Annotated in this window: 26 protein-coding genes; 8 read left to right on the top strand and 18 right to left on the bottom strand. The window is 59.3% G+C overall.

The genetic code is table 11. From position 1 onward, the window contains the following. Window positions 1–16: 16 nt before the first annotated feature. The 4 genes from KGB06_RS01520 to KGB06_RS01505 all read left to right on the top strand — a co-directional run bounded on the left by KGB06_RS01520 (window position 17) and on the right by KGB06_RS01505 (window position 2,254). Window positions 17–703: a spermidine synthase gene (locus KGB06_RS01520; RefSeq protein WP_007898703.1), complete on the top strand. Its 687-nt coding sequence runs from the start codon at window positions 17–19 to the stop codon at window positions 701–703. 49 nt (window positions 704–752) lie between these two features. Then, window positions 753–1,124 (top strand): YajD family HNH nuclease, encoded by a 372-nt coding sequence (locus tag KGB06_RS01515; protein WP_007898702.1) that lies wholly within the window; start codon window positions 753–755, stop codon window positions 1,122–1,124. Between the two features lie 191 nt (window positions 1,125–1,315). Then, window positions 1,316–1,786, top strand: coding sequence for an RNA methyltransferase (locus KGB06_RS01510; protein WP_008153126.1), 471 nt, complete (start codon window positions 1,316–1,318; stop codon window positions 1,784–1,786). Between the two features lie 90 nt (window positions 1,787–1,876). Next, the gene (locus KGB06_RS01505; RefSeq protein ID WP_223511414.1) at window positions 1,877–2,254 is read left to right on the top strand and encodes a DUF2892 domain-containing protein; all 378 of its coding nucleotides are present in this window, start codon (window positions 1,877–1,879) and stop codon (window positions 2,252–2,254) included. Window positions 2,255–2,365: 111 nt separating this feature from the next. Here the strand turns inward: KGB06_RS01505 and KGB06_RS01500 are convergent, their stop codons facing one another. Next, window positions 2,366–3,595, bottom strand: coding sequence for a hypothetical protein (locus tag KGB06_RS01500; protein ID WP_223511413.1), 1,230 nt, complete (start codon window positions 3,593–3,595; stop codon window positions 2,366–2,368). 34 nt (window positions 3,596–3,629) lie between these two features. Then, window positions 3,630–4,079, bottom strand: a complete 450-nt coding sequence (locus tag KGB06_RS01495) for a YcgN family cysteine cluster protein (protein ID WP_007944020.1) — start codon at window positions 4,077–4,079, stop codon at window positions 3,630–3,632. Window positions 4,080–4,246: 167 nt separating this feature from the next. On the opposite strand from KGB06_RS01495, the gene KGB06_RS01490 reads away from it, so the two are divergent. After that, window positions 4,247–4,840, top strand: coding sequence for a nitroreductase family protein (locus KGB06_RS01490; protein ID WP_223511412.1), 594 nt, complete (start codon window positions 4,247–4,249; stop codon window positions 4,838–4,840). Between the two features lie 143 nt (window positions 4,841–4,983). Here the strand turns inward: KGB06_RS01490 and KGB06_RS01485 are convergent, their stop codons facing one another. The 6 genes from KGB06_RS01485 to KGB06_RS01460 form a co-directional block, all read right to left on the bottom strand. Beyond that, a complete protein-coding gene (locus KGB06_RS01485) occupies window positions 4,984–5,916 on the bottom strand; it encodes a D-2-hydroxyacid dehydrogenase (protein ID WP_223511410.1) in 933 nt (310 codons plus the stop codon). Window positions 5,917–6,037: 121 nt separating this feature from the next. Continuing rightward, entirely contained in the window at window positions 6,038–6,331 is a 294-nt protein-coding gene (locus KGB06_RS01480) for a YcgL domain-containing protein (RefSeq protein WP_007898694.1), read from the bottom strand. After that, window positions 6,328–7,461, bottom strand: a complete 1,134-nt coding sequence (rnd, locus tag KGB06_RS01475; RefSeq protein ID WP_223511408.1) for a ribonuclease D — start codon at window positions 7,459–7,461, stop codon at window positions 6,328–6,330. The genes KGB06_RS01480 and rnd overlap by 4 nt, the downstream gene beginning before the upstream one ends. Window positions 7,462–7,584: 123 nt before the next feature. Continuing rightward, window positions 7,585–8,247 carry a class I SAM-dependent methyltransferase gene (locus tag KGB06_RS01470; RefSeq protein WP_223511406.1) on the bottom strand — a complete coding sequence of 221 codons (663 nt, stop codon included), beginning with the start codon at window positions 8,245–8,247 and terminating at the stop codon, window positions 7,585–7,587. A gap of 70 nt (window positions 8,248–8,317) precedes the next feature. After that, a complete protein-coding gene (locus KGB06_RS01465; protein ID WP_223511405.1) occupies window positions 8,318–9,967 on the bottom strand; it encodes a phosphoethanolamine transferase in 1,650 nt (549 codons plus the stop codon). A gap of 179 nt (window positions 9,968–10,146) precedes the next feature. Then, complete coding sequence (locus KGB06_RS01460) at window positions 10,147–11,529, bottom strand: glutamine synthetase family protein (RefSeq protein ID WP_223511404.1); 1,383 nt, start codon at window positions 11,527–11,529, stop codon at window positions 10,147–10,149. Window positions 11,530–12,046: 517 nt separating this feature from the next. Between KGB06_RS01460 and KGB06_RS01455 the strand changes: the two genes are divergently transcribed. Both KGB06_RS01455 and KGB06_RS01450 read left to right on the top strand, forming a co-directional pair. Then, complete coding sequence (locus tag KGB06_RS01455) at window positions 12,047–13,231, top strand: cyanate transporter (RefSeq protein ID WP_223511403.1); 1,185 nt, start codon at window positions 12,047–12,049, stop codon at window positions 13,229–13,231. A 109-nt stretch (window positions 13,232–13,340) separates the two neighbouring features. Then, window positions 13,341–14,276, top strand: a complete 936-nt coding sequence (locus tag KGB06_RS01450; RefSeq protein WP_223511402.1) for a LysR family transcriptional regulator — start codon at window positions 13,341–13,343, stop codon at window positions 14,274–14,276. A 3-nt stretch (window positions 14,277–14,279) separates the two neighbouring features. Here KGB06_RS01450 and KGB06_RS01445 read toward each other — a convergent pair whose 3' ends face one another. The 6 genes from KGB06_RS01445 to KGB06_RS01420 all read right to left on the bottom strand — a co-directional run bounded on the left by KGB06_RS01445 (window position 14,280) and on the right by KGB06_RS01420 (window position 19,890). Further along, window positions 14,280–14,645 (bottom strand): 5-carboxymethyl-2-hydroxymuconate Delta-isomerase, encoded by a 366-nt coding sequence (locus tag KGB06_RS01445; RefSeq protein WP_223511401.1) that lies wholly within the window; start codon window positions 14,643–14,645, stop codon window positions 14,280–14,282. Between the two features lie 57 nt (window positions 14,646–14,702). Next, window positions 14,703–15,629, bottom strand: coding sequence for a LysR substrate-binding domain-containing protein (locus KGB06_RS01440; RefSeq protein ID WP_223511400.1), 927 nt, complete (start codon window positions 15,627–15,629; stop codon window positions 14,703–14,705). A gap of 72 nt (window positions 15,630–15,701) precedes the next feature. Further along, entirely contained in the window at window positions 15,702–17,828 is a 2,127-nt protein-coding gene (locus KGB06_RS01435) for a DUF6311 domain-containing protein (protein WP_223511399.1), read from the bottom strand. Continuing rightward, the gene (locus KGB06_RS01430) at window positions 17,825–18,211 is read right to left on the bottom strand and encodes a GtrA family protein (protein ID WP_223511397.1); all 387 of its coding nucleotides are present in this window, start codon (window positions 18,209–18,211) and stop codon (window positions 17,825–17,827) included. The genes KGB06_RS01435 and KGB06_RS01430 overlap by 4 nt, the downstream gene beginning before the upstream one ends. Then, window positions 18,208–18,918, bottom strand: a complete 711-nt coding sequence (locus KGB06_RS01425; RefSeq protein WP_223511395.1) for a class I SAM-dependent methyltransferase — start codon at window positions 18,916–18,918, stop codon at window positions 18,208–18,210. Before KGB06_RS01425 ends, KGB06_RS01430 begins: the two co-directional genes overlap by 4 nt. Before the next feature lie 3 nt (window positions 18,919–18,921). After that, complete coding sequence (locus tag KGB06_RS01420) at window positions 18,922–19,890, bottom strand: glycosyltransferase family 2 protein (protein WP_223511393.1); 969 nt, start codon at window positions 19,888–19,890, stop codon at window positions 18,922–18,924. A gap of 277 nt (window positions 19,891–20,167) precedes the next feature. Between KGB06_RS01420 and KGB06_RS01415 the strand changes: the two genes are divergently transcribed. Next, a complete protein-coding gene (locus tag KGB06_RS01415; protein ID WP_010462174.1) occupies window positions 20,168–20,359 on the top strand; it encodes a YegP family protein in 192 nt (63 codons plus the stop codon). A 196-nt stretch (window positions 20,360–20,555) separates the two neighbouring features. Here KGB06_RS01415 and KGB06_RS01410 read toward each other — a convergent pair whose 3' ends face one another. The 4 genes from KGB06_RS01410 to KGB06_RS01395 are packed head-to-tail and all read right to left on the bottom strand — an operon-like array spanning window position 20,556 to window position 24,718. Continuing rightward, window positions 20,556–21,260 carry an NAD(P)H-dependent oxidoreductase gene (locus tag KGB06_RS01410; protein WP_223511392.1) on the bottom strand — a complete coding sequence of 235 codons (705 nt, stop codon included), beginning with the start codon at window positions 21,258–21,260 and terminating at the stop codon, window positions 20,556–20,558. A 9-nt stretch (window positions 21,261–21,269) separates the two neighbouring features. Continuing rightward, window positions 21,270–22,925 carry an ABC transporter ATP-binding protein gene (locus KGB06_RS01405; RefSeq protein ID WP_223511390.1) on the bottom strand — a complete coding sequence of 552 codons (1,656 nt, stop codon included), beginning with the start codon at window positions 22,923–22,925 and terminating at the stop codon, window positions 21,270–21,272. Between the two features lie 2 nt (window positions 22,926–22,927). After that, window positions 22,928–23,755 carry an ABC transporter permease gene (locus KGB06_RS01400; RefSeq protein ID WP_223511389.1) on the bottom strand — a complete coding sequence of 276 codons (828 nt, stop codon included), beginning with the start codon at window positions 23,753–23,755 and terminating at the stop codon, window positions 22,928–22,930. A 3-nt stretch (window positions 23,756–23,758) separates the two neighbouring features. Continuing rightward, entirely contained in the window at window positions 23,759–24,718 is a 960-nt protein-coding gene (locus tag KGB06_RS01395) for an ABC transporter permease (protein ID WP_223511388.1), read from the bottom strand. Window positions 24,719–24,729: the final 11 nt, after the last annotated feature.

Genomic DNA, 24,729 nt, shown 5'->3' with positions numbered 1-24,729 from the left:
TTCTCAAGAGAGCCCCATGAAACGTTTCGTCCTGCTCGACACCACGCCCATTCCTGAAAACGGCGGTGCCCTGTGCCTGTTCGAATACGGTGAGGATTTCGTCATCAAGATCCAGGGTGGCGACGGCGGACAACTGATGAACACCCGCATGCACGGCTCCGAAGATGCCCTGGCCGAGATCCCCTGCCGCAAAGTGGCGGGTCGCCCGAATTCGCGTGTGCTGATCGGCGGCCTGGGCATGGGCTTCACCCTCGCCTCGGCGCTCAAGCATTTGGGCAAGACCGCAGAAGTGGTGGTCGCAGAGTTGGTGCCGGGCGTGGTGGAATGGAACCGTGGGCCGCTGGGCGAGAAAGCCGGCAACCCGTTGCTCGACCCGCGCACCGTGATTCGCATGGAAGACGTGGCCAAGGTGTTGCAAGCCGAGCCGCAAGGGTTCGACGCGATCATGCTCGACGTCGACAACGGCCCCGAAGGCCTGACCCAGAAAGCCAACAGCTGGCTCTACTCCGCCGGTGGCCTGAGTGCCTGCGCCAAGGCCCTGCGCCCCAAGGGCGTGTTGGCGGTGTGGTCGGCGAGCGCTGACAGGCAGTTTTCCGACAAATTGAAAAAGGCCGGTTTCAAGGCCGAGGAAGTGCAAGTTTTCGCCCACGGCAACAAGGGCACACGCCACACCATCTGGATTGCCGAGAAGCTCAAGGGCTGAGCTAAACTTCGCTTAATACCGTCATTAGTCTTTTTACAAAGGTGAACCCATGAGTTCGTCCACCCCGACCAATACTTCGAAGCTGGACCGCATCCTCGCCGACAACCAGCGCGACAAGGAAATGGGCTACCGCGACAAGGCCCTGAAGATGTATCCGCACGTGTGCGGCCGTTGCGCCCGTGAATTCTCCGGCAAGCGCCTGAGCGAACTGACCGTGCACCACCGCGACCACAACCACGACAACAACCCGCAGGATGGCTCCAACTGGGAACTGTTGTGCCTGTACTGCCACGACAATGAACACTCGCGGTATACCGATCAGCAGTATTTCGATGAAGGCTCGCTTAGCACGCCGAAAATCGCCAAGGCGACGCACAACCCGTTTGCGGCGTTGGCGGGATTGATGAAGAAGGAAGACTGAAGATCTTCAGTGTTAATTCCGGCCCCTTCGCGAGCAGGCTCGCTCCCACATTGATCTTGTGAAACACACAGGTCCAAAGTGGGAGCGAGCCTGCTCGCGAAGGCGATCGCCCAGACACCACCAATCTCAAACGAACACCCCTCCCCCAATCCCCGTATAATCGCCGTTTTTTCCCCGAAGGCACCCCGCTCGTGGCAGACAAACGGTACAGCTGCATTGGTTTGTATAACCCCAAATCACCGGAAAACGTCGGTTCGGTCATGCGCGCCGCCGGCTGCTATGGCGTGGCGTCCGTGTTCTATACCGGCAAGCGTTATGAACGCGCCGCCGACTTCGTCACCGACACCAAGCGCGTCCACTACGACATCCCGCTGATCGGTATCGACGACCTGAAAAAAATCCTGCCACTGGGCTGCGTGCCGGTTGCCGTGGAACTGGTCGAAGGCGCCCGCTCCCTGCCCGAATACACTCACCCGGATCGTGCGCTCTACATCTTCGGCCCGGAAGACGGCTCGCTGGATAAAGAGATTCGCGACTGGTGCGAAGACGTGGTCTACATCCCGACCACCGGTTGCATGAACCTGGCGGCCACCGTCAACGTCGTGCTTTACGACCGCATGTCCAAAGGGCTCAACACCCGTTCCGGGGCGAAATTTCGCTGATTCAACGTACATTCGATGGAACAAGCCGCCGGCTTCGGCAGTCAGCTTAACTATCCACGACGACGCAGCCTTCCTGCCAGGAGAAAGATCATGAGCGAACTCAAACGCGTAGAGCGCATCGAATCCACCCCGCTTCAGTCCCCTTCCGAGCAGAACGTTCACGGTTGGGAACGCGCCGGTTCCGTGGCCGGTGGCATCGTGATGATGGGCAAGGGCCTGCGTCGCGGCGGTATTTTCGGCTTGATTCAAGTGGCGATCGGCGGCGTGGCACTGGCTCGCGGGATTACCGGGCACAGCTCGGTCAAAAGCATGATCGAGAAAAGCCGCCAGGACATGGACAATGTACGGGCGAAGATTGAACGGGCCGGGGAAGAGTTGAGCAAGTTGAAGGCGAATGCCGAGGCGGCGACTAAAACCGCTACGGTGACGGGGAATGATTCGTTGAAGTCGCCCAAAGCCGGGGTTTGATCCGGAAGATGCTGTGAGGCTTAGGGCCTCATCGCGAGCAGGCTCACTCCCACAGTTGATTTGCGGTGTACACAAAATCCTGTAGGAGCGAGCCTGCTCGCGATGGCAGTATCACTGGAGTAACTCAGTATTGAGTACCTTGGAAGGCTCGCCGATGACGCTCTCGGCCAGTTGAACAAACTCCTTGGTATCCACACTCTCCAGATGCATCGCCCCGCGCACTACATCATCCAGCGAACGCTTGTTGCGTGTCTTCAGGCGTATCTCGCGGTCCAGTTCCTGTAACAACACCACCGCTTTCGACACCTGCGCCGGGTTGATCTGTTCGCCACGCAGGGTCGTGACCTTCTGGCTGTCCTTGATCAGCTTGCCGTGCAGGCTTTCATACCGCTCATCGCTCATGCCGCCGGCACGGCGCACCAGTTCGATGGCGTAATACTCGGCAAAACCTTCAGTGATCCAATCGCTGCGCTGTTTATCGTTGATCCGCCCGAACACCTGCACCAACTCACGCACCAGCGCACTGCTGCCGCTTTCGCTGACCAGCGGCAGACGCGTGTTCAGGTAGATCGATTCATGCGCGGCAAGGCTACCGCGCCACATCGGGTCGTTGGCGCCGACAATCAGCAATTTGCCTGGATGACGCGGGAACACGGCCTGCACTTGCGGCCAGACAAAGGTCAACAGGGTCAGCACGTCCATGCGGCGCATGCCCTGACCCTGTGGCGAAGCGACGGTGACTTCGGTTTCTCCCAGCCGCGTGCGACGACTGCCGAGGTGGCCCGCGAGCATCCAGCCGGTGGGCCGGTCGAACAGTCGGGACACATTATCGATGCGGAATTTGTTCTTGCCGATCCGCGGCCAGGCGGTTTCGACGCTTTTCCAACCGCTGGGCAACTCGAACTCAAGGCGCGAAACCAGCTCGATACCATCCTGTTGATCGAGTTTGGCTGGCGGCACCAGATCGTCACCGCGCATCAGCGCCCAACCGGGCGTCATGCGCGTGTCGAAACTGCCGCTCTTGCGCCCATGGCTGATGCGTACGCGGTAGGTCAGGCTCGCCTTGTCGGCGGCGGGATGCCAGACCCCACGTGCCACTTTGCCCGGTGTGAGTTGCCATTGGCCGTCGGCCTTGAAGTCGCTATAGCGGCTGCCGTCGCCCAGGTCAAAATCCAGGCTGCGCACCGCCGAACCCTGCGCCAGCGTCAGGCGCACCTCAGCTTGATCACTTTGTGGCAACAGGCGCACGTGGTAATCCAGATCGACTTTCTTCGCCGCCCACACGGACGAACTCAGGGCCAGTAGCCCAACTGCCAACGCCAGCCGCAATCCCACAGCCATACACACTCCTTCGTGAAGCTGAATCTGTCAGCCATTAACCCGCGCGGAATATCAGGTGATCTTCCCAATCATCTTCAGGCACGCTGCCTTCGGCGAGCATGCGCCCGGATTGCGAAATACGCTCGTGGTGCACCGCATCGCGATCACCACACACCAAATGGTGCCAGAGCGGCAGGTCCTTGCCTTCACTGACCAGGCGATAGCCGCAGGTCGGTGGCAGCCATTTAAACTCGTCAGCCTTGCCCGGCGTGAGCTGGATGCAGTCCGGGACGAAGTCACGCCGGTTGGGGTAATCGGTGCACTGGCAGGTTTTCAGGTCGAGCAGTTTGCAGGCAATTCGCGTGTAATAGACGCTGTTGTCGTCTTCATCTTCGAGCTTTTGCAGGCAGCACAGGCCACAGCCGTCGCACAACGACTCCCATTCCTCTTGATCCAATTGATCGAGGGTTTTGCGTATCCAGAACGGTTCGACTTTGGCGGCCATGGCTCAAGCATCAACATCAGGTGGTGAAAAGGCCGCCAGTCTAGTGCCAAGGCCCTTGTGGGCCAAGCATTGGCGACTGCCGGTATAAACAGGCTTGTCAGTTTTTGCGCCGCCCAGTAGGGTTTCGCGTCGCTCCCTCACTTTCAAACGTAGCAAGGAATCTCTTGATGAGTGCTAATCCACGCGTTGCCGACTACGCCATCCACCCGCAGTTCACCGATCGCTGGTCACCCCGCGCGTTCACCGGCGAGACCATCCCGGAAGAAACCCTGCTGAGCTTCTTCGAAGCCGCCCGCTGGGCACCGTCGGCCTACAATTCGCAGCCTTGGCGGTTTCTCTATGCGCGTCGCGACACGCCAAACTGGGAGCGTTACCTGGGCCTGCTGAACGAATTCAACCGCGGCTGGGCACAACACGCCTCGGCGCTGGTGATCGTGATCTCGAAAACCACCTTCGCCGTGCCGGGCGCGACCGAAGAAACCCCGGCCCTGTGGCACACCTTTGACACCGGCTCGGCGTGGGGTCACTTGGCGTTGCAAGCGAGCATCAGCGGCTGGCACACCCATGGCATGGCCGGTTTCGATCAGGAACTGACCCGCAAGGAGCTGAACATTCCTGAAGGTTATGCGCTGCACGCGGCCATTGCGGTGGGCAAACTGGGCGACAAGGCATCGCTGGCGGATTACCTGCAAGCGCGTGAAGAGCCAAGCCCGCGTCGTCCGTTGAGCGAGTTGGCCGCCGAGGGCGACTTCACCCTCTAATCAACACTGAAGATCTACTGTAGGAGCCGAGCTTGCTCGCGAAGAGGCCGGCACTTTCAACATCCATGTTGACTATGACACCGCCATCGCGAGCAAGCTCGGCTCCTACAGGTTTTTGCATAAAATTCGAGCGAGGGGTGGGTTTAATAACCGCGATCGAAATCCACTTCCCCGCGCAACGCTTCACCCGCCTGATACGCCCGCAAATTCTCGACAAACAGGTTCACCATCATCGATGGCGACGTCGGCGCCGAGCTGTGGCCGGTCAGCAACAAGCCCCAGGCGGTCCAGAACGGATGACGTTGCGGCAGCGGCTCCTGACGGCAGACATCGATCACCGCGCCCGCCAGATGCCCTTCTTTCAAGGCTTCCACCAGATCCGCATCGACCACCGCAACACCGCGACCGACGTTGATGAACAACCCGGTCGGTTTGAACTGCTTGAACAGCGCCGCGTCGTACAGGTCGTGGGTATTGGGGGTGTTGGGCAGCAGATTGACCACGTAATCGACTTCCCCGACCAAACGCGGCAAATCCGTCAACGCACCGACTTCAACAAACGGCGCCTGCTCGCGGGCTTCGCTGGCGATGCCGTACAACTCGACGCCAAACGGCACCAGGAACTGCGCCACCGTCTGCCCGATGTCACCCGTGCCGACGATCAATACCTTGCGCCCCGCCAGGCTCTGGCCATGGCGGCTGTCCCATTTGCGCTCGACCTGGCTGACCAGCCGCGCCAATACTTCGCGCTCGTGGCCAAGCATGTAGGTCAGCACGTATTCGGCCATGACCTGACCGAAAATGCCAACCGCGCGGGTCAGGCGATAGTGACGTGGCAAACCGTCGGCCAGCAGTGGCGTGATGCCCGCCCAGGTCGATTGCAGCCATTGCGGCTCGTGGCCCTGACGCAACAAAGTGGCTAGCAGATCCGGCTGCCCCAGCCAGACCGGGCAATCAGCCGCCAGACGAGCCAGTTCAGCGGAGTCTCCACTGGTGAGCACTTCCAGCTCAGGCGCCGCCTGACGCAACAATTGTGCATACACCGGGTGGTCGTGTTCGGCAATCAGAACGCGCATGTTTCAAACCTTTCAAAAACCGTGCAGACGGCCGCGCACGGAGCATCGCTCTCTCGTCACGGCCATCGCCAAAAATCATTCCAGTGTTTCACACAGACTCTGAACAGAGCCTGTCTGCGGGTCACATCGGATCGTTGCGGCGCAGCAATTCTTCCGGCAAGTGTTCGATGTACTCGTCTTCGGCCGGCGGCATTTGCAGGTGGTAGCCCTGCTTTTCAAGGTTTTCCAGGACCACTGTGATGTCTTCCCGTGACAGCTTGCGCTCGGGCGTCAACACCAGATCGAACGCGTGGTGCGGTTTGCCGAAGGCCGCCATCAGTGATTCCGGGACACGCTCCAGTGCATCGCTTTTGAGCACATAGAGGTACATCTCGTTTTTCTTCAGGCTTCGGTAGATCGAGCAAATACGTTTCAAGGCTGTTCTCCGGCGGTGGCCAGGCTGTCGAGCAGTGCCTGGCCCATCAATTCGCGGCGCCAGCCACGCAACGAATCAGGCAATTGGTAAGGACCATTGGGGAAGCCGCTCTTGAGCAGCGCTTCCAGGGTTTTCTTGCGCAGCATCAGTTCCGGCGCGATGTTCAAGCGCTCGGCTTCGGCCTGGCCGATAGCGCGCAACTGTTTGACCAGCACGGCGGCATCCACCGGCAACGGCTCCGGCACGGCGGGCGGCCATTGATCGGGCGACACACTGCCAGAGCGCTTGATCAGATCAAGCAGAAATTCGCCATCCTGACGCACGGTACGCGGGTGCATGTCTTCAATTTTCGCCAGCGCGCCGAGGTTGTCCGGCTGAGTCCGCGCCAGCGGCCACAGGGAATGCTCACGGACGATGCGGTTGCGCGGCAAATCACGGGCACGGGCTTCGCGCTCACGCCAGGCGCACAGCTCCCGCAACACGGCGAGTTGGGCGCGGGACAGCTTCCAGGCCAGTTTGGCTTCGCGGTAGACCTCGTACGGGTCGACCTCGCGGCGCAGGTTGGCCACCAACTCGGCGCCGTCTTCCAGAACCCAGGCGTACTTGTCGTCAGAAAGCTTCGGGCGAAGCTGTACGAAAACTTCCGCCAGGTGCAAAGCATCTTCAGCGGCGTAACTGATCTGAGTATCGGAAAGCGGACGTTGCAGCCAGTCGGAACGGGTTTCGCCTTTGGGCAAGTCGATGCCGAGCACCTCTTGCACCAATCGCGAGTAGCCCATGGAGAAACCCAGGTTCAGGTAAGCGGCCGCCAGTTGCGTGTCGAACAGCGGCTCCGGCAGGCTGCCGGTCAGGCGCAACAGGACCTCAAGGTCTTCGCTGCAGGCATGGACGACTTTGACCACGGCCGGATTTTCCAGCAACGCGGCCAAGGGTTGCCAGTTGTCGATGGTCAGTGGGTCTATCAGGTAAGCGCGTACGCCATCGCCGATCTGCAGCAGACCGGCGATCGGGTAAAAGGTGTCGACCCGCATGAATTCGGTGTCGAGGGCAACGAATGGCAGCTGCTGCCACTCGGCGCAAAACTGACCGAGGCTATCGTTGTCGCGAATCCAGTGAATATCGATGGCCACACGGCTCTCCCTTGAAGAATGGCGCGCAGTATATATCGCCGCCAGCGATTTCCGCGCATCCACTGAACAAGAGCTTTAGCGAAAAGACCTGCCCGACATCAAGAAATGTCTGACAAGCGGAGACTAACTGGTCTTACTCAGCACATAGACCCGCATCCACGCGCAGCCCGGCAGGAAACCCTGATGGCTCAGCACTTGGAAACCTGCCTGCCTGAACTCAGCTTCAACCTCGACCTTGCTGACCGGCTGTGGGGCCTGAGAGGCCTCCGTCTCTAGTCGGCGCGGCTTGAAATAGCCGTCGACCCGCACCGCCACAATCACGGTGTCGCGACTGACCCGGTGGAACTCCTGAAGCATGGCCAATCGATGCTCGGGGCAACTGATGTGCTGAAACAGTCGCATGCAAAAAATGCAGTCCACTGCATTGGCGGACAAGCCAAGGTTGAAGGCGGAGCTCTGAAAGGTCTTGATTCGCTTGAGCAGGCTCTGTGGATGGTGAGTCTGCGCATGGTTAAGCATGTCCTGGGACGGGTCCGACGCGAGGATCACGCGGTTGGCGTGCTCGGCCAGCACCGGCCAGAAGCGCCCGACGCCGCACGCCACATCAAGGATCAACCCCGGCTCGCCGGCCACCTTGAGCGCATTGCGCACCAGGTTTTGCTCGCGCCAGAACGCCAGACGCCCGGTCAGGTTTCGCGGTTGCGGCTGACGGCAGACGCGGGCGTGTTCCTGATCGTAGCGCCGGGCGAACTCAAGCTCGATGGCGGATGTGGGTTGCGCAGACATGTGCAATGACTCTTGGTGGTGACTCTACCGGCCGCTGGCTAGCGGCCTGCGCGTAAAAGGGTTGAAACCTTCAATCTTTGGCCAACACGCCGTCGATAGCCGCACCACGACAACCGGCGAACATGTCCAGGTCCTGGTTGTAGACCTTGCTGCTGACTTCCAGCAGACCCAGCATCGAATGGAACAGGTTGTCCTGGCTCAATGGCTTGTCGCGAGTCAGTTGCAGGCATTGGGTGTCCACCGAGAACGACTTCTGATAGCTGTCGGAGAACCACGCCAACATCGCCACGTGCTTCTGTTGTTCGGGCGCCAACATGTAAGGCGTGCCATGCAGGAACAGGTTGTATTCACCCAGCGACTCGCCGTGGTCGGACAGGTACAGCATCGCGGTGTCGACTTTTTCCTGGTTCTTGCGCAACAGATCGATCAGGCTCGACAGCACATGGTCGGTATACACCAGCGTATTGTCGTAACCATTAACGATACTTTCGCGACTGCAGTTGTTCAGGGCGTTACTTTCACAAACTGGCGTGAACCGTTCGAATTCTTTCGGGTAGCGCTTGAAGTATTCAGGGCCATGGCTACCCATTTGATGCAAGACCAACACGGTGTCTTTATCGAGTGTGTCGATAAAGTGTTGTAAACCTTTTAGCAGGATTTCATCGCGGCATTCGCTGTTGGCGCACAGTATCGGGTCTTTCAAGTTGCTCACATCGTCAAGGGTGACGCGGTCGCACGTGCCTTTGCAGCCCGACTGATTGTCACGCCAGATCACGTCCAGACCGGCACGCTTAAGCACATCCAGCAGGCCTTCTTCATTCTTTGCCTTGCTGGCGTTGTAGTTCTTGCGGCCCATGTTAGAGAACATGCACGGCACGGACACGGCGGTTTCCGTGCCGCATGAATGCACATCGGTGAACGCGATCAGGCCGGCTTCTTTACTCAGCTTCGGGGTGGTGTCGCGGTCGTACCCCAGGATGCCGAAGTTCTCGGCCCGGGCGCTCTCGCCAACTACCAATACCGTCAGGGATTTGCGGCCATGAGCTTGCCAGACCGGATTTTTCTGCGCGTCTTCGCCGATTTTGACAAAGGGTTGACGGGCGGAAACCACTTGTTCACGCAAATAGCCGGCCGAGGCGCCGATGTAGTTGCTCGGCACAACCATCAGGCGCAACTCGTGGTGATTGCGAAACAATGAGGACAAGCCCTGATAGTTAATCAGGGCAACACCGCCGATGACGGCAGCCGAGGCAACACTCACTAACACCTTACTTAATAACTCATGGTGCCAGCGGCGATAATTAATCGGCGTTTTCCATAACAACCACGACGGCAATACGCCCAAAAACAGGATATAAGCCAACAACTTTAACGAGAGTAAGTCGCGTACTTCTGTCGCATTGGTTTGCGCAAAGTTACGTAACATACCGGTGTCAATCAGCGCACCGTATTGGCTCATGAAGTAGGCCACGCTGGCGCTGATCACGAAGAGCAGCGTCAGGACCGGCTTCAACACACGTTTGAAGGCCACAAAGGTCAGAAAAATGTTGAAAGCCGCCAGAATCATCGCACCGAATGCCACGCGCATGACGATGCCTTTACCGTCGGACGCGGTGATTTCAAACAGGTGCTGCCACAGCACAAAATTGAAGGCTGTTAACAAAAAGGCGCTGGCAATCAGTGTCACCCATTCCGGGCGCACGGCTTTAATCTTCAACATGGTGATCGGTTGTTCCTGAAAAGAAGTGCCTCCGGCAAATGTGAAAATTTCATTGACCGAGACAACACCAATGTTAGGCACCCATCCATCAATTTTTTGTGAAAAAGAAGCCAACGATTAGTTGGCTTATTAAACCTGCGACCAACGTCTTGACCCTTTGAGACTGGTTCAGACCTTGTTCAGGCCTGATGCAGATACCAGCGCCAATCCTGCTCACCGACCTCGCCCATGAACTGTCGGTACTCGGCGCGTTTCACCGCCAGGTAAACGCCAAGGAAAGGTTGTCCGAACGCTTCACGCGCCCAGGTCGAACCTTCCAGTGCGCGCAACGTGGTCAGCCAATCGGTCGGAAGCAATTCCGTGGCCTGGGCGTATCCATTGCCTTCCACCGGCGCACCCGGGTCGAGTTGTTCGCGGATACCGCGATGGATACCGGCCAGGATCGCCGCAGCGGCCAGGTACGGGTTGGCGTCGGCGCCACAAATACGGTGTTCGATGTGCCGGGAGAACGCCGGCCCGCCTGGCACGCGCAAGCTCACCGTGCGGTTATCCACGCCCCAGGTCGCCGCCAGGGGAGCGTAGCTGTTGGTCTGGAATCGACGGTAGGAGTTGGCATTCGGGCAGAACAACAGCAACGAATCGAGCAAGGTGCTGAGCATCCCACCGACGGCTTGCCTGAGCAGCGGTGTACCGTCCGGCGCTTCGCTGGCGAACAGGTTGTTGCCCTCCTTGTCCGCCAGGCTGACGTGCATGTGCATCCCGGTGCCCGCCAGGTCGTCGAAGGGTTTGGCCATGAAGCAGGCGGTCATCCCGTGCTTGTGGGCCACGCCCTTGACCAGCCGTTTGTAGCGCACTGCTTCGTCCATCGCCTGTAGGGCGTCGGTGCGGTGTTCGAGGGTAATTTCCACTTGGCCCGGCGCATATTCGGAAATCGCCGTACGCGCCGGAATCCCCTGCAACTTGCAGGCACTGTAGAGATCAGCCAGAAACGGCTCGATCTGCTCCAGCTCACGTAAACCGTAGACTTGCGTCGTGCGCGGCCGCCCGCCATCGACATCCCGCGCCGGTTGCGGTCGCCCCTGGCTGTCGCGCTGCTGATCCAGCAGATAAAACTCAAGCTCTGCAGCCATGACCGGGTAATAACCGTCCGCCTGCAAGCCTTCGATCACTTTCGCCAACAAGTGCCGAGGGTCGGCGATCGTCGCCGGCATGCCTTCTTTCGGATGCATGCTGACTTGCACCGCTGCCGTGGGAATCAACCGCCACGGCATGCGCGTCAGACTACCGCTGACCGGATAGGCGCGGCAGTCAATATCGCCGACATCCCAGACCAGTCCGGAGTTTTCCACGTCATCGCCATTAATGGTCAGGCCAAGAATGGTGCTCGGCAACGGCCGGCCGCTGTCGTACACCGCCAGAAGTTCATCGCGATGCAACAACTTGCCCCGGGGCACGCCGTTGTTGTCGAGGATGAACAGTTCGAACATTTCAATATCCGGGTTCTGTTCGAGAAAGGTCAGGGCTTCTTGCGGGGAGGCGAACGATGTCGTGGCGCAACTCATGGGAATTCTCTTTTTTCCGCGTCAGGCAAACGCGCAGGCGTCGCCGATGTGATCCAGCGCCGGGCGCCGGACCTGTCAGAACAATCAACGGGAAATGCAGGAATCCGGTGGGCGTGCGTGACGACAGTGCCACAGCGCCCAGAAGGCCAACTCGGAGGGAAGTGCGACGGGACAATCGCCCATAGGTAAAACCGTAGAGGACAGATGAGTGGCAGCGTCACACGGGCGGTCAGGTCTTTAAATCTGGATTTGAAGAACTTTGGTTGCGGGTTGGCTAAACAATCATCTCCCATGCACCGTCCAACCCTGTAGGAGCCGAGCTTGCTCGCGATGGCATCGTGTCAGTCACCATGAATATCGACTATCGCACCGCCATCGCGAGCAAGCTCGGCTCCTACAGGGGGGATCTGTGGTGTGGCTGAAGTATTTAATTTTTAAATAGTGCCGGGGATTATCTGATTTGCCGCCGCCAGCCATTGCGCGCCTAATCGAGGCCTTGTTTTTGAAGGCCTGTTTGATGGAAAACGTTCGCGCTACGACCCGCCCTGCCCTTTGGCTGATGTTCAGCATCATGCTCGTCGCCCTTAACCTGCGTCCATCGATGGCGGCGGTCGGGCCTTTGCTGTCGTCGATTCGCGCGGACATTGCGCTGAGTTTCAGCTTGGCCTCACTGCTGACGATGCTGCCGGTCATGGCCATGGGCTTGGCGATGTTTTTCGGCTTGCGGGTGAGCCAACGCCTCGGCGAACAGCGCACGGTGGTGCTGTCGCTGTTGATCATTGGCGTGGCCACTACGTCGCGGCTGTTTCTCGATTCAGCCGCCGAACTGATCCTCAGTGCGGTGCTGGCAGGTATCGGTATTGCGCTAATCCAGGCCCTGATGCCGGCACTGATCAAAGCCCGGTTCAGTGACAACGTCGCCATGTGCATGGGGCTCTATGTCACGTCGATCATGGGCGGCGCGGCGATTGCGGCCTCGTTTGCGCCGCTGGTCATGAACCAAACCGGCAGCTGGCGCATCGGCCTGGCGATATGGGCGGCGCTGGCCGTGGTGGCCCTGCTGTTGTGGTCTGGCCAGCGCGGTGGATCAACGGCTCGCCCGACGCAATCAGCCCGCCAGCCGAGCTTCTTTGCCAATTCCCGCGCCTGGTTACTCGCAATCTTCTTCGGTTTGGGCACCGCGTCTTACACCTGCGTATTGGCGTGGCTCGCGCCGTACTACGTGGAAAAGGGCTGGAGCGAACAACACGCCGGTTTGTTGCTTGGCTTTTTGACGGCCATGGAAGTGTTATCCGGGCTGGTAACGCCTGCCATTGCCAATCGCAGCCGTGACCGGCGTCTGGTGCTGGTGGTGTTGCTGGCACTGATCATGGCCGGTTTCTGCGGGCTGATTCTCTGCCCACAACAGCTGAGCCTGCTCTGGCCGTGCCTGCTGGGGCTCGGCATCGGCGGGCTGTTCCCGATGAGCCTGATTGTGTCGCTGGATCACCTCGACAATCCGCAACGCGCCGGCGCCCTGACGGCATTCGTGCAAGGCATCGGGTACTTGATCGCCGGCCTCTCACCGCTAATGGCAGGGATGATTCGCGATCAACTGGGCAGTTTCGAATGGGCCTGGTGGGCGCTGACCGGGGTCATGGGGTTGATGATCCTGATGGTCCTGCGCTTCAACCCGCGGCATTACAGCCAACACATCCGCTGATCGGAGTAGAAACTTCCTACAGGGCATTCTCTTGGCACCATCGTTCCGTTAGGATCTTTCGCACACGTTTGCGCACTGTCAGCGCAAGGAGCACAGCGAGACAGAACGGATGCTGAACAGTAACTTGCTTAGAAAGCTCGATATGCAGGACCTCATGGTGTTTGTCGCCGTGTACGAGCAAAGCAGCGTCACCGGTGTGTCGGAGGCGCTCTGCGTCAGCCAGTCCACGGTGAGTTACTGCCTGAAAAAGCTGCGTACCGGTTTTGACGACGAGTTGTTCATCAAAACCCGCACCGGTATGCGCCCCACCTACAAAGCCAGCACCATGTACACGCCTGTGCTGAAAATCCTCGAAAGCATCAACCTGTGCCACGCCAGCGCCCCGGCATTTGACCCGACCCTGCACGCAGTGACCTTCAATATTTGCGCGCCGGAGTATTTCGAGCAGCTGATTTTGCCGCGTCTGCTCAAGCGCTTCGATTTCGCCGACCTGCCGGTGATGGTCAACATGTACAAGTTCGAAACCGACATCCCGGCCGACGAGTTGCGCGATGGCCGTCTCGACCTGGCGATCTGTTTCGGCCCGAATTTCCATCGCAGCCACACCGACTTCAAATCCCGGCTGTTACTGGAAGATGACTTGGTTTGCGTGTTCGACAAACGCGCCACGCCGCTGGAGCCGCGGTTAAGCCTGCAAGCCTTTGTGCAACGCCGGCATGTGTTTCCAACCCCATGGACGTCCAGCACCAACATGGTCGACGGCTGGCTGGCGCAACAGGCGCACAAACGACAGATTGTCGCGCGTGCCAACAGCTACAGCGCGGCATTGAAGATGATCACTGGCACCGACTACATCCTGACTCTGCCCCGCCGTATCCAGCAATTGCTGGCCAACGAGGCAATCTTCAATCATTGCGAAGCCCCCAACGGCCTGCCGGGTTTCACCCTGGACATGCAGTGGAGTCAAAGCGCCGATCAGGACAGTGCCAACACCTGGCTGCGCGAGCAGGTGATCGACGTTTGCGCCGAGCAGGCAATGGCCTGAGATTCAGCCGCTGATGGCGGTCTTGGTGTAGGACTCGCGATCGATATCGAGGATTTCCACGCACAGCTGCACTTCCACCTCGGCAGGCCATTCGCACAGGTCCTGGACCACCGTCAGCAGGCTTTCGGACAGCTGCTGTTTAATCTGCGGTGAGCGACCACTCAACAATGCCAGCTTCACATGCACAAACGCCCGTTCACTCAACGCAGTACCGACCTTGAAGGTCTCGACCTTCAGTGCTCGGCTCTTGATGTCGGACTCCGCAGCAAACTGACCGGAAGCCACCAAGGCATTATTGAGTCGGATCAATGCCACGTCGGCGTTCAGCTCGGGCAGATTGGCGGTGTATTCCATGTGCAGGTGTGGCATGTGGCGGCTCCAGATAGAGGGCAGAAAGATCCTACGTATAACACAGCGCCGTCTTACTCACTGGGGCTGCGGCAATGGCGAGCGCTCACTCATGAACACTTCCAGACGCGAACGCAACCAGCGTTCGGCGGGGTCGGTATCGACATGGCTGAGCCAGACCATCGACAGGTCAAGGGTCGGGGTCTTGAACGGGAACGGTTCCTTGAACAGCAAACCGGATGCCGCCATGGCTTCGGCCGCGTAATCGGGCAAACTGGCAATCAAATCGGTGCCGGCGAGCAAGGCCGGCAACGAGCTGTATTGCGGCACGGAAAGGACGACCTGGCGCGTACGCCCTATCTCCGCCAGCCACTCATCGGCGTAACCACTGACGTTCGCGGTGTGGGAAACCAACACATGAGGGCGTGAGCAATATTCATCGAGCGTCAGCGGTGTGTCGGACGCATCGGCGCGCAGGATGCTCGGCATGATGTGCCGCAACAACTTGCGCTTGGCGTTGGCCGGCAGGCCACGGGTCTGGCTGATGCCCACGGTGATGTCGCCGGCCGCCAGCAAATCGGGAATGCGCCAGTAATCGACATGCTGAACCACAAACACCACCTTCGGGGCTTCTTGGCGCAAGGCGCGCAGGAGCGGCGGGAGCAGTCCGAACTCGACGTCATCCGACAGCCCGATGCGAAACGTCATGGTGCTGCTGGCCGGGTCGAAATCGTGGGTCAGGCTTAATGCCATCGACAGCGAATCCAGCGCTGGCGACAGGTATTGAATCAACTCCTCGGCGCGGGCTGTCGGCTCCATGCGGTGGCCGACGCGGATGAACAGTGGATCGTTGAACATCGTCCGCAAGCGGTTGAGCGCGGAGCTGATGGTCGGTTGACCGAGAAACAGCTTCTCCGCCACCCGCGTCACGTTGCGCTCAAGCATCAACGATTCGAACACCACCATCAGGTTGATGTCCGCCTTGCGCAGTTCATTACGATTCATTCCTTGCCCCCGGTCCCCAACACTTGAGGCAGTGTAGAAAGGCCCGAAGGAGGCGTCTATGTCCAGCGGACATCAATTGACGGTCAAGGATTTCAATCCGAAGGCAAGCGGTCGAACGTCCGGCCCCATCCCGAACTGTTTCGGGCTGACGGCATCGGCGAACTGCAATTGCACAATCAACACCCCCTGACTCGACACCCGTCGCTGCATCTCGGCCGTAAGGGCCACATCGATGATGTTGCCATCAGCCTGTTCAAGCCGGGTATTCACGGCCGGTACGCCATTGATGTTGATGACGACACTTTGCCGCGCATGCCCCGGCGGCAGGAACGCCGTGGCTTCCAGACGTAAGGAATGCACGGACGTCGGGACGCGGAACATCACTTCGGCGTCGGGACTTTTCGACCAGGTGCCCCAGAGTTCTGGCTCGGACCATCCATTGGCGAGCAATGCCCCGCCCTTGCCGCCGTAATTGAACAGCGTCTTTTGTCCGGGCTCGACGGAGGGCACAAGATCCAGCGGGTTGATTTGCGAGGCCAGCTGCAAACACGTGCTGCATTGTTTCCAGCCTGGGGCCAGCACCGTGAACCCGTCAATCCTGGCGAAGAGGTCCGTTCGGGTATCAACGTTTCTCACCGCCTGGATCAACGCCCGCTCATCGAGCAGGTACAACGAGTCGGCGGCATACTTGCCCGAGGCCATTTCACGCGCCGTCTCCTGCTCGGATTTGATCCAGTTGGCCGTGTCCATCCGCCCCAGGTAAACGGCATTCGTGGCAAGGCCATGGGCACCGGCAAAATCAGCCACCGACATCCACTTCGGGGACAGATTCTGCGGAACGATCCAGCGAATGTTCCGGTAATGGGTCGCAGCACTGTTCCAGAACGGGTCGACCATGGGCGACACCCACTTCGACGCCGGTTCAACCATCAATTGTTTGCGCACGCCTATCCAGCCGGCGTGGGTATCGAGCACCTGGATCAGCAACGCCAGGGACAACAGACTCACGGCAGTGCGCGGGGTATTGGCGCGAATCACCAGGAAAATGATGGCGAAGATTATCGCGTAGTAGACCGGCCAGAACATCCGCCCTGACGCACGGAAGATGTTGGCGATTGAAATCACCAAGGGTGGCAGTGGATAGGTCAATTCGAGCGAACCCATTGCCACATGGTTAGAAATCGAAAACAGGCTCAGCCCCACCAGCGCCGCCAGCAACAGTGGCCACCGCCGCAGTCGCAGGAAAAAACCGGTATTGCCTTGAAGCAACCCCACCAGTGCGCAAACGCCCAGCGTCATCAGCCCAAGGCCCAGAAAAAGAAACCCTTCAACATCGCCGAGCCCTTGAACGCCGGGTAAATCCTTCAGTACATAGGACCACTGCCCCGACCAGTTCCCGGGATCTATCAGTGACAGCAGATTCATGGCGTACAGACCAAAACCGGCCGATATCGCGCCGTCCCCGCCCACCGAAAAATAGCCCGCCTGCCAGCAGCAAAAACTGACCAGCGAAAAAAGCCCGATCAATTCGATGGCAGCAGACTGCAGCGTCAGTTTTTTCCTGAAATAGCCTGCCGTGAGATCGGCGATCCAGATCACGGCCACCATCGCCAGAAAATACGCATGGATCAACGCAGCCGCCGCCAGCAACGACCCCCAGGCCAAGCGTCGACGACGCAATTGCGGATGCAGCGCCAGATACAACGAGGCCAGAACCAGAAAATGCCCGCCCAGGGACAAATGGAAAGGCATGCGCATGATCATGGGTGGAACAAACAGAAACAACGCCGTACTCACGGCACGAACACCCACATGGGTCGACACCAGCCCCACCAGTTTCCAGGCAAACCAGGCCTGCAAAACGAAGCAGGTCAGGAACCAGAGTCCGAAGTACTGGAAAGGCATTGGCAACAGTGAGGCGAACGGTTTGAACAGCAAAGCAAGCAGCGGATTGGAATCAGAAAAAATGATGCCATTGGCCAATTCCAGTCCATAGGAAGGATTGAGCCCGATTGGAAAGGCCCAGGGTGACTGCCGGAAAAACACCCAGCCCAGGTAATGCGTCGCCGGATCACCGTTGCCCAGCCATGCAATGTTTTGAGGGTTCAGCGCCCTTGGCCCAACGACGATGAAAAAGGCTAGAACACCGATCAACAAAGGCAACAGGTTGATCGGCAGCCGCTTAGCCAAGTCCTTCATCGATACGTCCAGAAGTTATGCAGTACAAAGGTGAAGGCCGGAATGGTCAGCGCCACCGCGCCAATCCCCAGCAAATAATGCAGGCCGGCCATTTGCGCGGCCCAGGCCACCAGCATCGCCAGCAGAAATCCGGCAACGGACACCATCATGAAACGCAGCAGTGTCCGTCCGTGCAACCGCGCGGAAAAACTCCAGGTGGTATTGATCACGTAGGACACCACGGTCGCCACGGCAAACGCCACGCCATTGGCCAACGGCGGCAATGGCAACACGTAATTGATGAACAGCACGGCCACCAGCGCATGCAAGGCCGTGACGAACAACCCGGTCACGGCAAAGCGCAGGCCACGCTGGATCAGGGCGGATTTTTCGGCTGACGTCACGGTTTCTGCGCCAGTACAAACACCGTCAACCCGGCCAGACGATTGGCGTTCATGAACGGCAACTCGATGCGGCACAAGGACTTCAACAGCGTATTCACCAGCGGGTGATGGCGCTTGAGTTGCGAACGCGGCGGCGAGGGTTGCGCGCCTTGGGGCAGCAATCGCAACGTGGCGGCAATCGGGAATACCAGGCCGAAGTAGTAAGCGCCCTGCTGCACCGTCAATCCGGCGTCCCGGGCCACGGTTTCCAGTTGCGCCAAGGTGTAGCGGCGTTTGTGTTCGAGAAACTCGTCGTGCCCGCTCCACAGAAACCGGAACGCCGGCACCGTCATCAGGAACCGGCTGCCGGACGGGACTTTGTCGACATAGGCCTTGAGCAACCCGACGTCGTCGTCGACATGCTCCAGCACGTCCATCAGCAACACCAGGTCGGCGTCCACCGCATCGATGGCGCGACGGTAATGCACCGGTTTGCCGGCGGTGCCGGCGTCCGAGTCGGCGTCGTAACTGATGTCCACGCACCACGCTTCATCAGCCGATGAATGACTCAGAAGATGGTGAGTAAAGAACCCGGAGCCTGCGCCCACATCGAGAATTTTCTTGAACGGGGTGCTGCCGAGCAACCGCGTGGTCGCCGCCGCTTTGGAGGCGTAATACCAATGCTGATCGATGCTTGAACCGAGAATGTCGGTTTCCTTGAGATCCACGGTTCAGTCCTTGGGGTCATAGACACGCCGCACCAGATACACCGGTCGGCGTTTGGATTCGATGTAGGTTCGGCCCAGGTATTCACCCAGCACACCGATGCCGATCAATTGCAGGCCACCCAGAAAGGTGACCGCCACCATCAGCGAGGCATAACCCGGAAGGTCGATACCGGAAATCAGGGTGCGCAATATGATGAAGATGGCGAACGAGAAGGAAATCAGCGAAACGAGCAGCCCGAGGTAGGTCCAGATCCGCAGCGGTTCGGTGCTGAAACTGGTGATGCCCTCCAGGGCGAAGTTCCATAACCGCCAGCCATTGAACTTGGTCGCTCCGGCCGCCCGCTCAGGACGTTCGTAGTTGACGTGGGTGGTGCGAAAACCGACCCAGGCGAACAGGCCTTTCATGAAGCGCCGGGATTCGGGCAAGGTCTGCAAGGCATCGATCACGCAGCGGTCCATGAGCCGGAAGTCACCGACATTTTCCGGCAGGTGTTGCTCGGCGATTTTGTTGTGCAGGCGGTAGAACCAGTTGGCTGAGGTCTGCTTGGCCCAGGAATCGGTTTTACGACTCACGCGATGGCCCAGCACCACTTCAAAGCCTTCACGCCAGCGGGCAATCATCTCGAGAATGACCTCCGGCGGGTCCTGCAAATCAACGTCGATCGGCACCACGACCTGGCCGGTGGCGGTCTGCAAACCCGCGGTTAACGCCGCTTCCTTGCCGAAATTGCGGCTCAGATCGACGATGCGCAAGCGCGGGTCCGTCAGTTGGCGTTCCAGCAACAGGTCCAGTGTGGTGTCGGTGCTGCCGTCATTGACGAACACCATCTCCAGATCAATCAGCACTTCATCCTTGAAGACGTTATTAATCCGCGCGATGAACAAATCGACGGTGGCTGCTTCATTGAACACCGGGATGACGAGCGATAACGCCAGAGGCCCGGTCAGTTGCGTTCCGTGCTGATGAGTCAATTGATTGCTCTTTTTTATAGTGGTTTTTCTACAATCCGGGGCTGTCGCCGGTTTCTCGACGCCATGAGCCGAGTCGTATTAAGCAGGACCGAGGGTGGTGATGCAAGGGCGAATCCGAGGGGGTTTTGGCCATTCCCACCGGCCCGCCGGCGTCGGCAGAAATATTTTCAAATGCCTGGAAACAAATGCCCGGTGGCCAAAAAAGCCAGCTCCGCTAGGCTTGCCCCCGACGCGTCACACAGGTTGTCGCAATAACCCATCGCATGGAGCGAGCAGTATGTATTTCGAGATTTACAGGCAATCCAAGGGCACCCCGAGCACCGGCAAAGGACAATGGCGCTGGCGCCTGAGGGCGGGGAATCACGAGACCATCGCCAGCGGCGAGTCGTATGTGAACAAGGCCGATTGCCTGCACGCCATCGGGTTGATCAAAGGTGTTGAGGGGGAAACGCCGGTGAAGGAGATCTAAGCCTGATAGCCAATGCCCGAGGTGTTTGGCTTGGGCATGCGGTTATCCATTGATTTTTTGGGCTGGATTCAGTGGCCCCTTCGCGAGCAGGCTCGCTCCCACAGTGGATTTGCGTCATCCGCAAAACCTGTGGGAGTGAGCCTGCTCGCGATGGGGCCGCAAAGAACACCATCAAATGCCTGGGTAAAAACCCGCTTCAGACAGGCAACGGATACAACGCCTCATCAAATTGAGCCAAACGCGGAAACTGCATCGGCTGGTCATCGCTCACGTGCTCCAGTCGTTGCTGATAGTTCTTCAGGAATTCCTGGCGAGCCTCGTCGCTGATGTACGGCACGTGCCAGGCCACGAATGGTTGCAGCACGTCGAGGCCGACATACGCCAGCGTGCCACGCAGGATCGGCCGTAGCATGTCTTCCAGCGGACCATGAATCGCGCCATCACCGAACATGTGCTCGCGCCCGCCCAGGGTGACAGTGACCAGCGCCTTCTTGCCGCTCAACCCGCCCTGATCGTAAAAGCGCTTACCGCCATAGCAAACCCCGGACACCAGCACCCGATCAATCCAGCCCTTGAGCATGGCCGGGGCCGAGAACCAGAAAATCGGAAAATTGAGGATCAGCAAGTCAGCCCACAGCAATTTGTCGAGCTCTTGCTGGATATCCGGCGCCAGCGACTGACTTTTCACACCTAGACGTTGTTCCAGCGCATACACCAGGTATTCCGGGTTCTCCCGTGAAGAAAAATCATCGGCGCTGGCCACCGGGTTCCAGTTCATCGCGTACAAGTCGCTGACCTGGACCTCATGCCCTTGAGATTCTAGGGTCGAGACAGCCTGGTCGCGCAACGCGGCGGTAAAGGATTTCGGCTCTGGATGAGCGTGGACGATCAATACTTTCATGACAATTCCTTAAACATTTACCAGCGTTGAGTTTGAAGTCGGTAACGCGCGCGCGGCCAGCAACCGGTCGAGCCAGTCGGGGTCCATTTGCGGTTCGGATGAAAACAGCAGCCCGGTGTAATCCTGATGCGGCGGCGTGAAGATGGCGCTGCGTGAACCATGGTCGACCACCCTGCCCCGCTGCATCACCAGCACCTCATCGGCAATGGCCCGGACGGTAGCGACATCGTGAGTGATGAACAGATAAGCGACGCCCAGTTGCTGTTGTATCCGGTTGAGCAGTTTCAGCACGCCTTCGGCCACCAATTGGTCCAGCGCCGAGGTCACTTCATCGCAAATGATCAATTGTGGATCGGCCGCCAAGGCCCGGGCAATGCACACGCGTTGCTTCTGACCACCGGACAGTTCGCGGGGTTGGCGCTCCATGAACGTCGCCGGGTCGAGTTCGATCATTTCCAGCAACTCGGCCACCCGCGCACGCATCGCCTTGCCTTTGAGGCCGAGGTAAAAGGTCAGCGGCCGACCGATGATGTCGACGATGCGCTGACGCGGGTTCAGTGCCGTATCGGGAATTTGGTAGATCATCTGGATACGCCGCAGTTGCTCCTTGCTGCGCTGGCGAAAGTCAGCCGGCAGCGCCTCGCCGTCATACAGCACCTGACCCGACGTTGGCGGCAACAAGCCGGTGATCAAACGCGCCGTGGAGCTTTTGCCGCTGCCAGACTCGCCGATCACCGCCAGGGTCTGGCCGCGATACAAGCTCAGCGAGATATCATGCAGAACCGGTTGATGACCGTAACTGGCGCAGCTTTGCTGCAACTCCAGCAGCGGTTTTTCCTGCTGCGGGCACGGTTTCGGTTCGGTGTGGAAGCTGCGAACCGCCCACAATGACTTGGTGTAATCCTCCTGTGGGTCGCCGAGCATCTTGCGGGTCTCGGCCTCTTCCACCAGTTTGCCGTGGCGCAGCACCATGATGCGATCGGCCATTTGCGCGACCACCGCCAGGTCATGGCTGATGTAAATCGCCGCACTGCCGTACGTGGCTACCGCATCGCGAATGGCCGCCAACACTTCAATCTGCGTGGTGACGTCGAGGGCGGTGGTCGGCTCGTCAAATATGATCAAGTCCGGGTGGCAAGCCATGGCCATCGCGGTCATGACCCGTTGCAACTGCCCGCCGGACACCTGATGCGGGTATCGCTGGCCAATCTGCTCCGGATTGGGCAGGCGCAGCACCCGATACAACTCCACCGCTTCGGCCATCGCCTGGGCCCGGCTCATGCCACCGTTTTTGACGGCGGTTTCCACGTGCTGATCAATCAGTCGGTGGGCCGGGTTGAACGACGCTGCAGCGCTTTGTGCGACATAGGCAATGCGCAAGCCACGCAGTTTGCGCAGCGCTTCGGGTTTGGCGCGCAGCAGGTCGATTCCGTCAAATTGCACCGAGCCGCCGGTGATCCGGCAACCGTCGCGGGTATAGCCCATAGCGGCCAGACCCAGTGTGGATTTTCCGGCTCCCGATTCGCCAATCAGCCCCAGCACTTCGCCGCGTTGCAGGGTCAGGTCGATGCCCTTGATCAGCGGATGCCAGGCGTCTTCGTAATGGCCTTCGATGTGCAGGTCGCGGATTTCCAGCAGCGGTTTTTCATTAGTAATCGCGTTCATGTTCAGCACTCCTTGAGGCCGCTGGATTTGTGCAGCATCCAGTCAACGACGAAGTTGACGCTGACCGTGATCAACGCCACGGCCAGGGCGGGCAGCAACGGGCTGATGTCGCCGAAGGTAATCAGCACCGCGTTGTCGCGAACCATGCTGCCCCAATCGGCGGTGGGCGGTTGAATGCCCAGGCCGAGAAACGACAGCGCGCTGATGAACAAAAACACAAAGCAAAAACGCAGGCCGAACTCGGCAATCAGCGGCGCGGCAGCGTTGGGCAACACCTCGCGGGTCACCAGCCACCACAGGCCTTCACCGCGTAAACGCGCAGCTTCGACGAAGTCCTGCACCACCACGTTCATCGCCACCGCCCGCGACAGGCGAAACACCCGCGTCGCGTCCAGCAGCGCGATCACCAGCACCAGCGACGTCGCCGTGGTGCCGACCACGCTGAGGATCAGCAAAGCGAAGATCAGCTGCGGAATCGCCATCAGAATATCGACGATCCGCGACAATCCCTGATCGACCCAACCACCCTTGATCGCCGCGACCAACCCGCTCAAGCCGCCGAGCAGGAACGCCAGCACCGTGGTCAGGAAGGCAATGCCCAAGGTGTTGCGCGCGCCATAGACCAGACGGCTGAACATGTCGCGACCGAGGTTATCGGTGCCCAGCAGAAACTCGCCGCTCCACGGTGCGAAGCCTTCGCCCACCACTTGGGTTTCGCCGTACGGCGCCAGCAACGGGGCGAACAGCGCCACGAGGATGTAGAGGATGATCACCAGTATTCCGAACTGGGCGCTCAACGGCGCCCGCACTAATTGTTTGAGCAGGTTCATGTTCTACCCCTTCGGATGCATCAGGCGTGGATTGCTGGCGATGGACAGCACATCCGCCGTGGTATTGAGCAGGATGTACGTCGCCGCGAAGATCAGGCTGCATGCCTGAACCACCGGGATGTCGCGCTTGGCCACCGAGTCCACCAGCAATTGGCCGAGCCCCGGGTAGACGAACACCACCTCGACCACCACCACGCCGACCACCAGGTACGCTAGGTTCAGCGCCACCACGTTAACGATCGGCGCCAACGCGTTGGGCAACGCATGACGAAAGATGATCCGCGACTGGCTGATGCCCTTGAGCCGGGCCATTTCGATGTAGGGGCTGGCCAGCAGGTTGATCAGGGATGCGCGGGTCATACGCATCATCTGCGCGATCACCACCAGGCTCAGGGTCGCGACCGGCAGCACCGAGCGTTCCAGCACGCTGCCGAACGAGGCGTCCGGGGTCAGGTTGGAAATGCTCGGGAACCAGTTGAGCTTCACCGCGAACACCAGGATCAGGATGTAGGCGACGAAGAACTCCGGAAACGACACCGCGCTCAGGGCGCTGGTGTTGAGCAAACGGTCGAACCAGCTGTTGCGGTACAACGCTGCGAGCATCCCCAGCAACAACGCGAGCGGCACCGAAACCAATGCCGCCAGCGCCGCCAGACTGAAGGTGTTGCCCAGGCGCGAGGCAACCAGATCGGCGATGGGCCGCTGATTGGCCAGCGAGACGCCGAGATCACCTTGCAGCAGGTGCCAGATCCAGTGACCGAAGCGGGTCAGCGGTGGCAGGTCCAGTCCCAGTTGCGTGCGAAATGCGGCAACGGTTTCCGGGGTGGCGGATTGGCCGAGCATGGCCTGGGCGATATCACCCGGGAGCATGCCGACGGCGAGGAAGATGATGACGGATACCGCGAAGAGCGATAGCAGGCCTAGGGCCAGGCGCTGCAGGAGCAACTTGAAAATACTATTCACCGCAAAGTTCC

Origin of the sequence: Pseudomonas sp. GL-B-19, assembly GCF_019956415.1 — a bacterium.
Taxonomy (GTDB): Bacteria; Pseudomonadota; Gammaproteobacteria; order Pseudomonadales; family Pseudomonadaceae; genus Aquipseudomonas.
This window is presented reverse-complemented; position numbering and strand designations above follow the sequence as displayed.

Bases quoted from the DNA above. Each gene is read 5' to 3' on its own strand.
- KGB06_RS01520 (WP_007898703.1), top strand. From the start codon at position 17: ATGAAACGTTTCGTCCTGCTCGACACCACGCCCATTCCTGAAAACGGC.
- KGB06_RS01505 (WP_223511414.1), top strand. From the start codon at position 1,877: ATGAGCGAACTCAAACGCGTAGAGCGCATCGAATCCACCCCGCTTCAG.
- KGB06_RS01405 (WP_223511390.1), bottom strand. From the start codon at position 22,925: ATGAACGCGATTACTAATGAAAAACCGCTGCTGGAAATCCGCGACCTG.
- KGB06_RS01460 (WP_223511404.1), bottom strand. From the start codon at position 11,529: ATGAGTTGCGCCACGACATCGTTCGCCTCCCCGCAAGAAGCCCTGACC.
- KGB06_RS01515 (WP_007898702.1), top strand. From the start codon at position 753: ATGAGTTCGTCCACCCCGACCAATACTTCGAAGCTGGACCGCATCCTC.
- KGB06_RS01485 (WP_223511410.1), bottom strand. From the start codon at position 5,916: ATGCGCGTTCTGATTGCCGAACACGACCACCCGGTGTATGCACAATTG.
- KGB06_RS01445 (WP_223511401.1), bottom strand. From the start codon at position 14,645: ATGCCACACCTGCACATGGAATACACCGCCAATCTGCCCGAGCTGAAC.
- KGB06_RS01440 (WP_223511400.1), bottom strand. From the start codon at position 15,629: ATGAATCGTAATGAACTGCGCAAGGCGGACATCAACCTGATGGTGGTG.
- KGB06_RS01465 (WP_223511405.1), bottom strand. From the start codon at position 9,967: ATGTTGAAGATTAAAGCCGTGCGCCCGGAATGGGTGACACTGATTGCC.
- KGB06_RS01450 (WP_223511402.1), top strand. From the start codon at position 13,341: ATGCTGAACAGTAACTTGCTTAGAAAGCTCGATATGCAGGACCTCATG.
- KGB06_RS01400 (WP_223511389.1), bottom strand. From the start codon at position 23,755: ATGAACCTGCTCAAACAATTAGTGCGGGCGCCGTTGAGCGCCCAGTTC.
- KGB06_RS01415 (WP_010462174.1), top strand. From the start codon at position 20,168: ATGTATTTCGAGATTTACAGGCAATCCAAGGGCACCCCGAGCACCGGC.
- KGB06_RS01410 (WP_223511392.1), bottom strand. From the start codon at position 21,260: ATGAAAGTATTGATCGTCCACGCTCATCCAGAGCCGAAATCCTTTACC.
- KGB06_RS01435 (WP_223511399.1), bottom strand. From the start codon at position 17,828: ATGAAGGACTTGGCTAAGCGGCTGCCGATCAACCTGTTGCCTTTGTTG.
- KGB06_RS01500 (WP_223511413.1), bottom strand. From the start codon at position 3,595: ATGGCTGTGGGATTGCGGCTGGCGTTGGCAGTTGGGCTACTGGCCCTG.
- KGB06_RS01470 (WP_223511406.1), bottom strand. From the start codon at position 8,247: ATGTCTGCGCAACCCACATCCGCCATCGAGCTTGAGTTCGCCCGGCGC.
- KGB06_RS01455 (WP_223511403.1), top strand. From the start codon at position 12,047: ATGGAAAACGTTCGCGCTACGACCCGCCCTGCCCTTTGGCTGATGTTC.
- KGB06_RS01495 (WP_007944020.1), bottom strand. From the start codon at position 4,079: ATGGCCGCCAAAGTCGAACCGTTCTGGATACGCAAAACCCTCGATCAA.
- KGB06_RS01490 (WP_223511412.1), top strand. From the start codon at position 4,247: ATGAGTGCTAATCCACGCGTTGCCGACTACGCCATCCACCCGCAGTTC.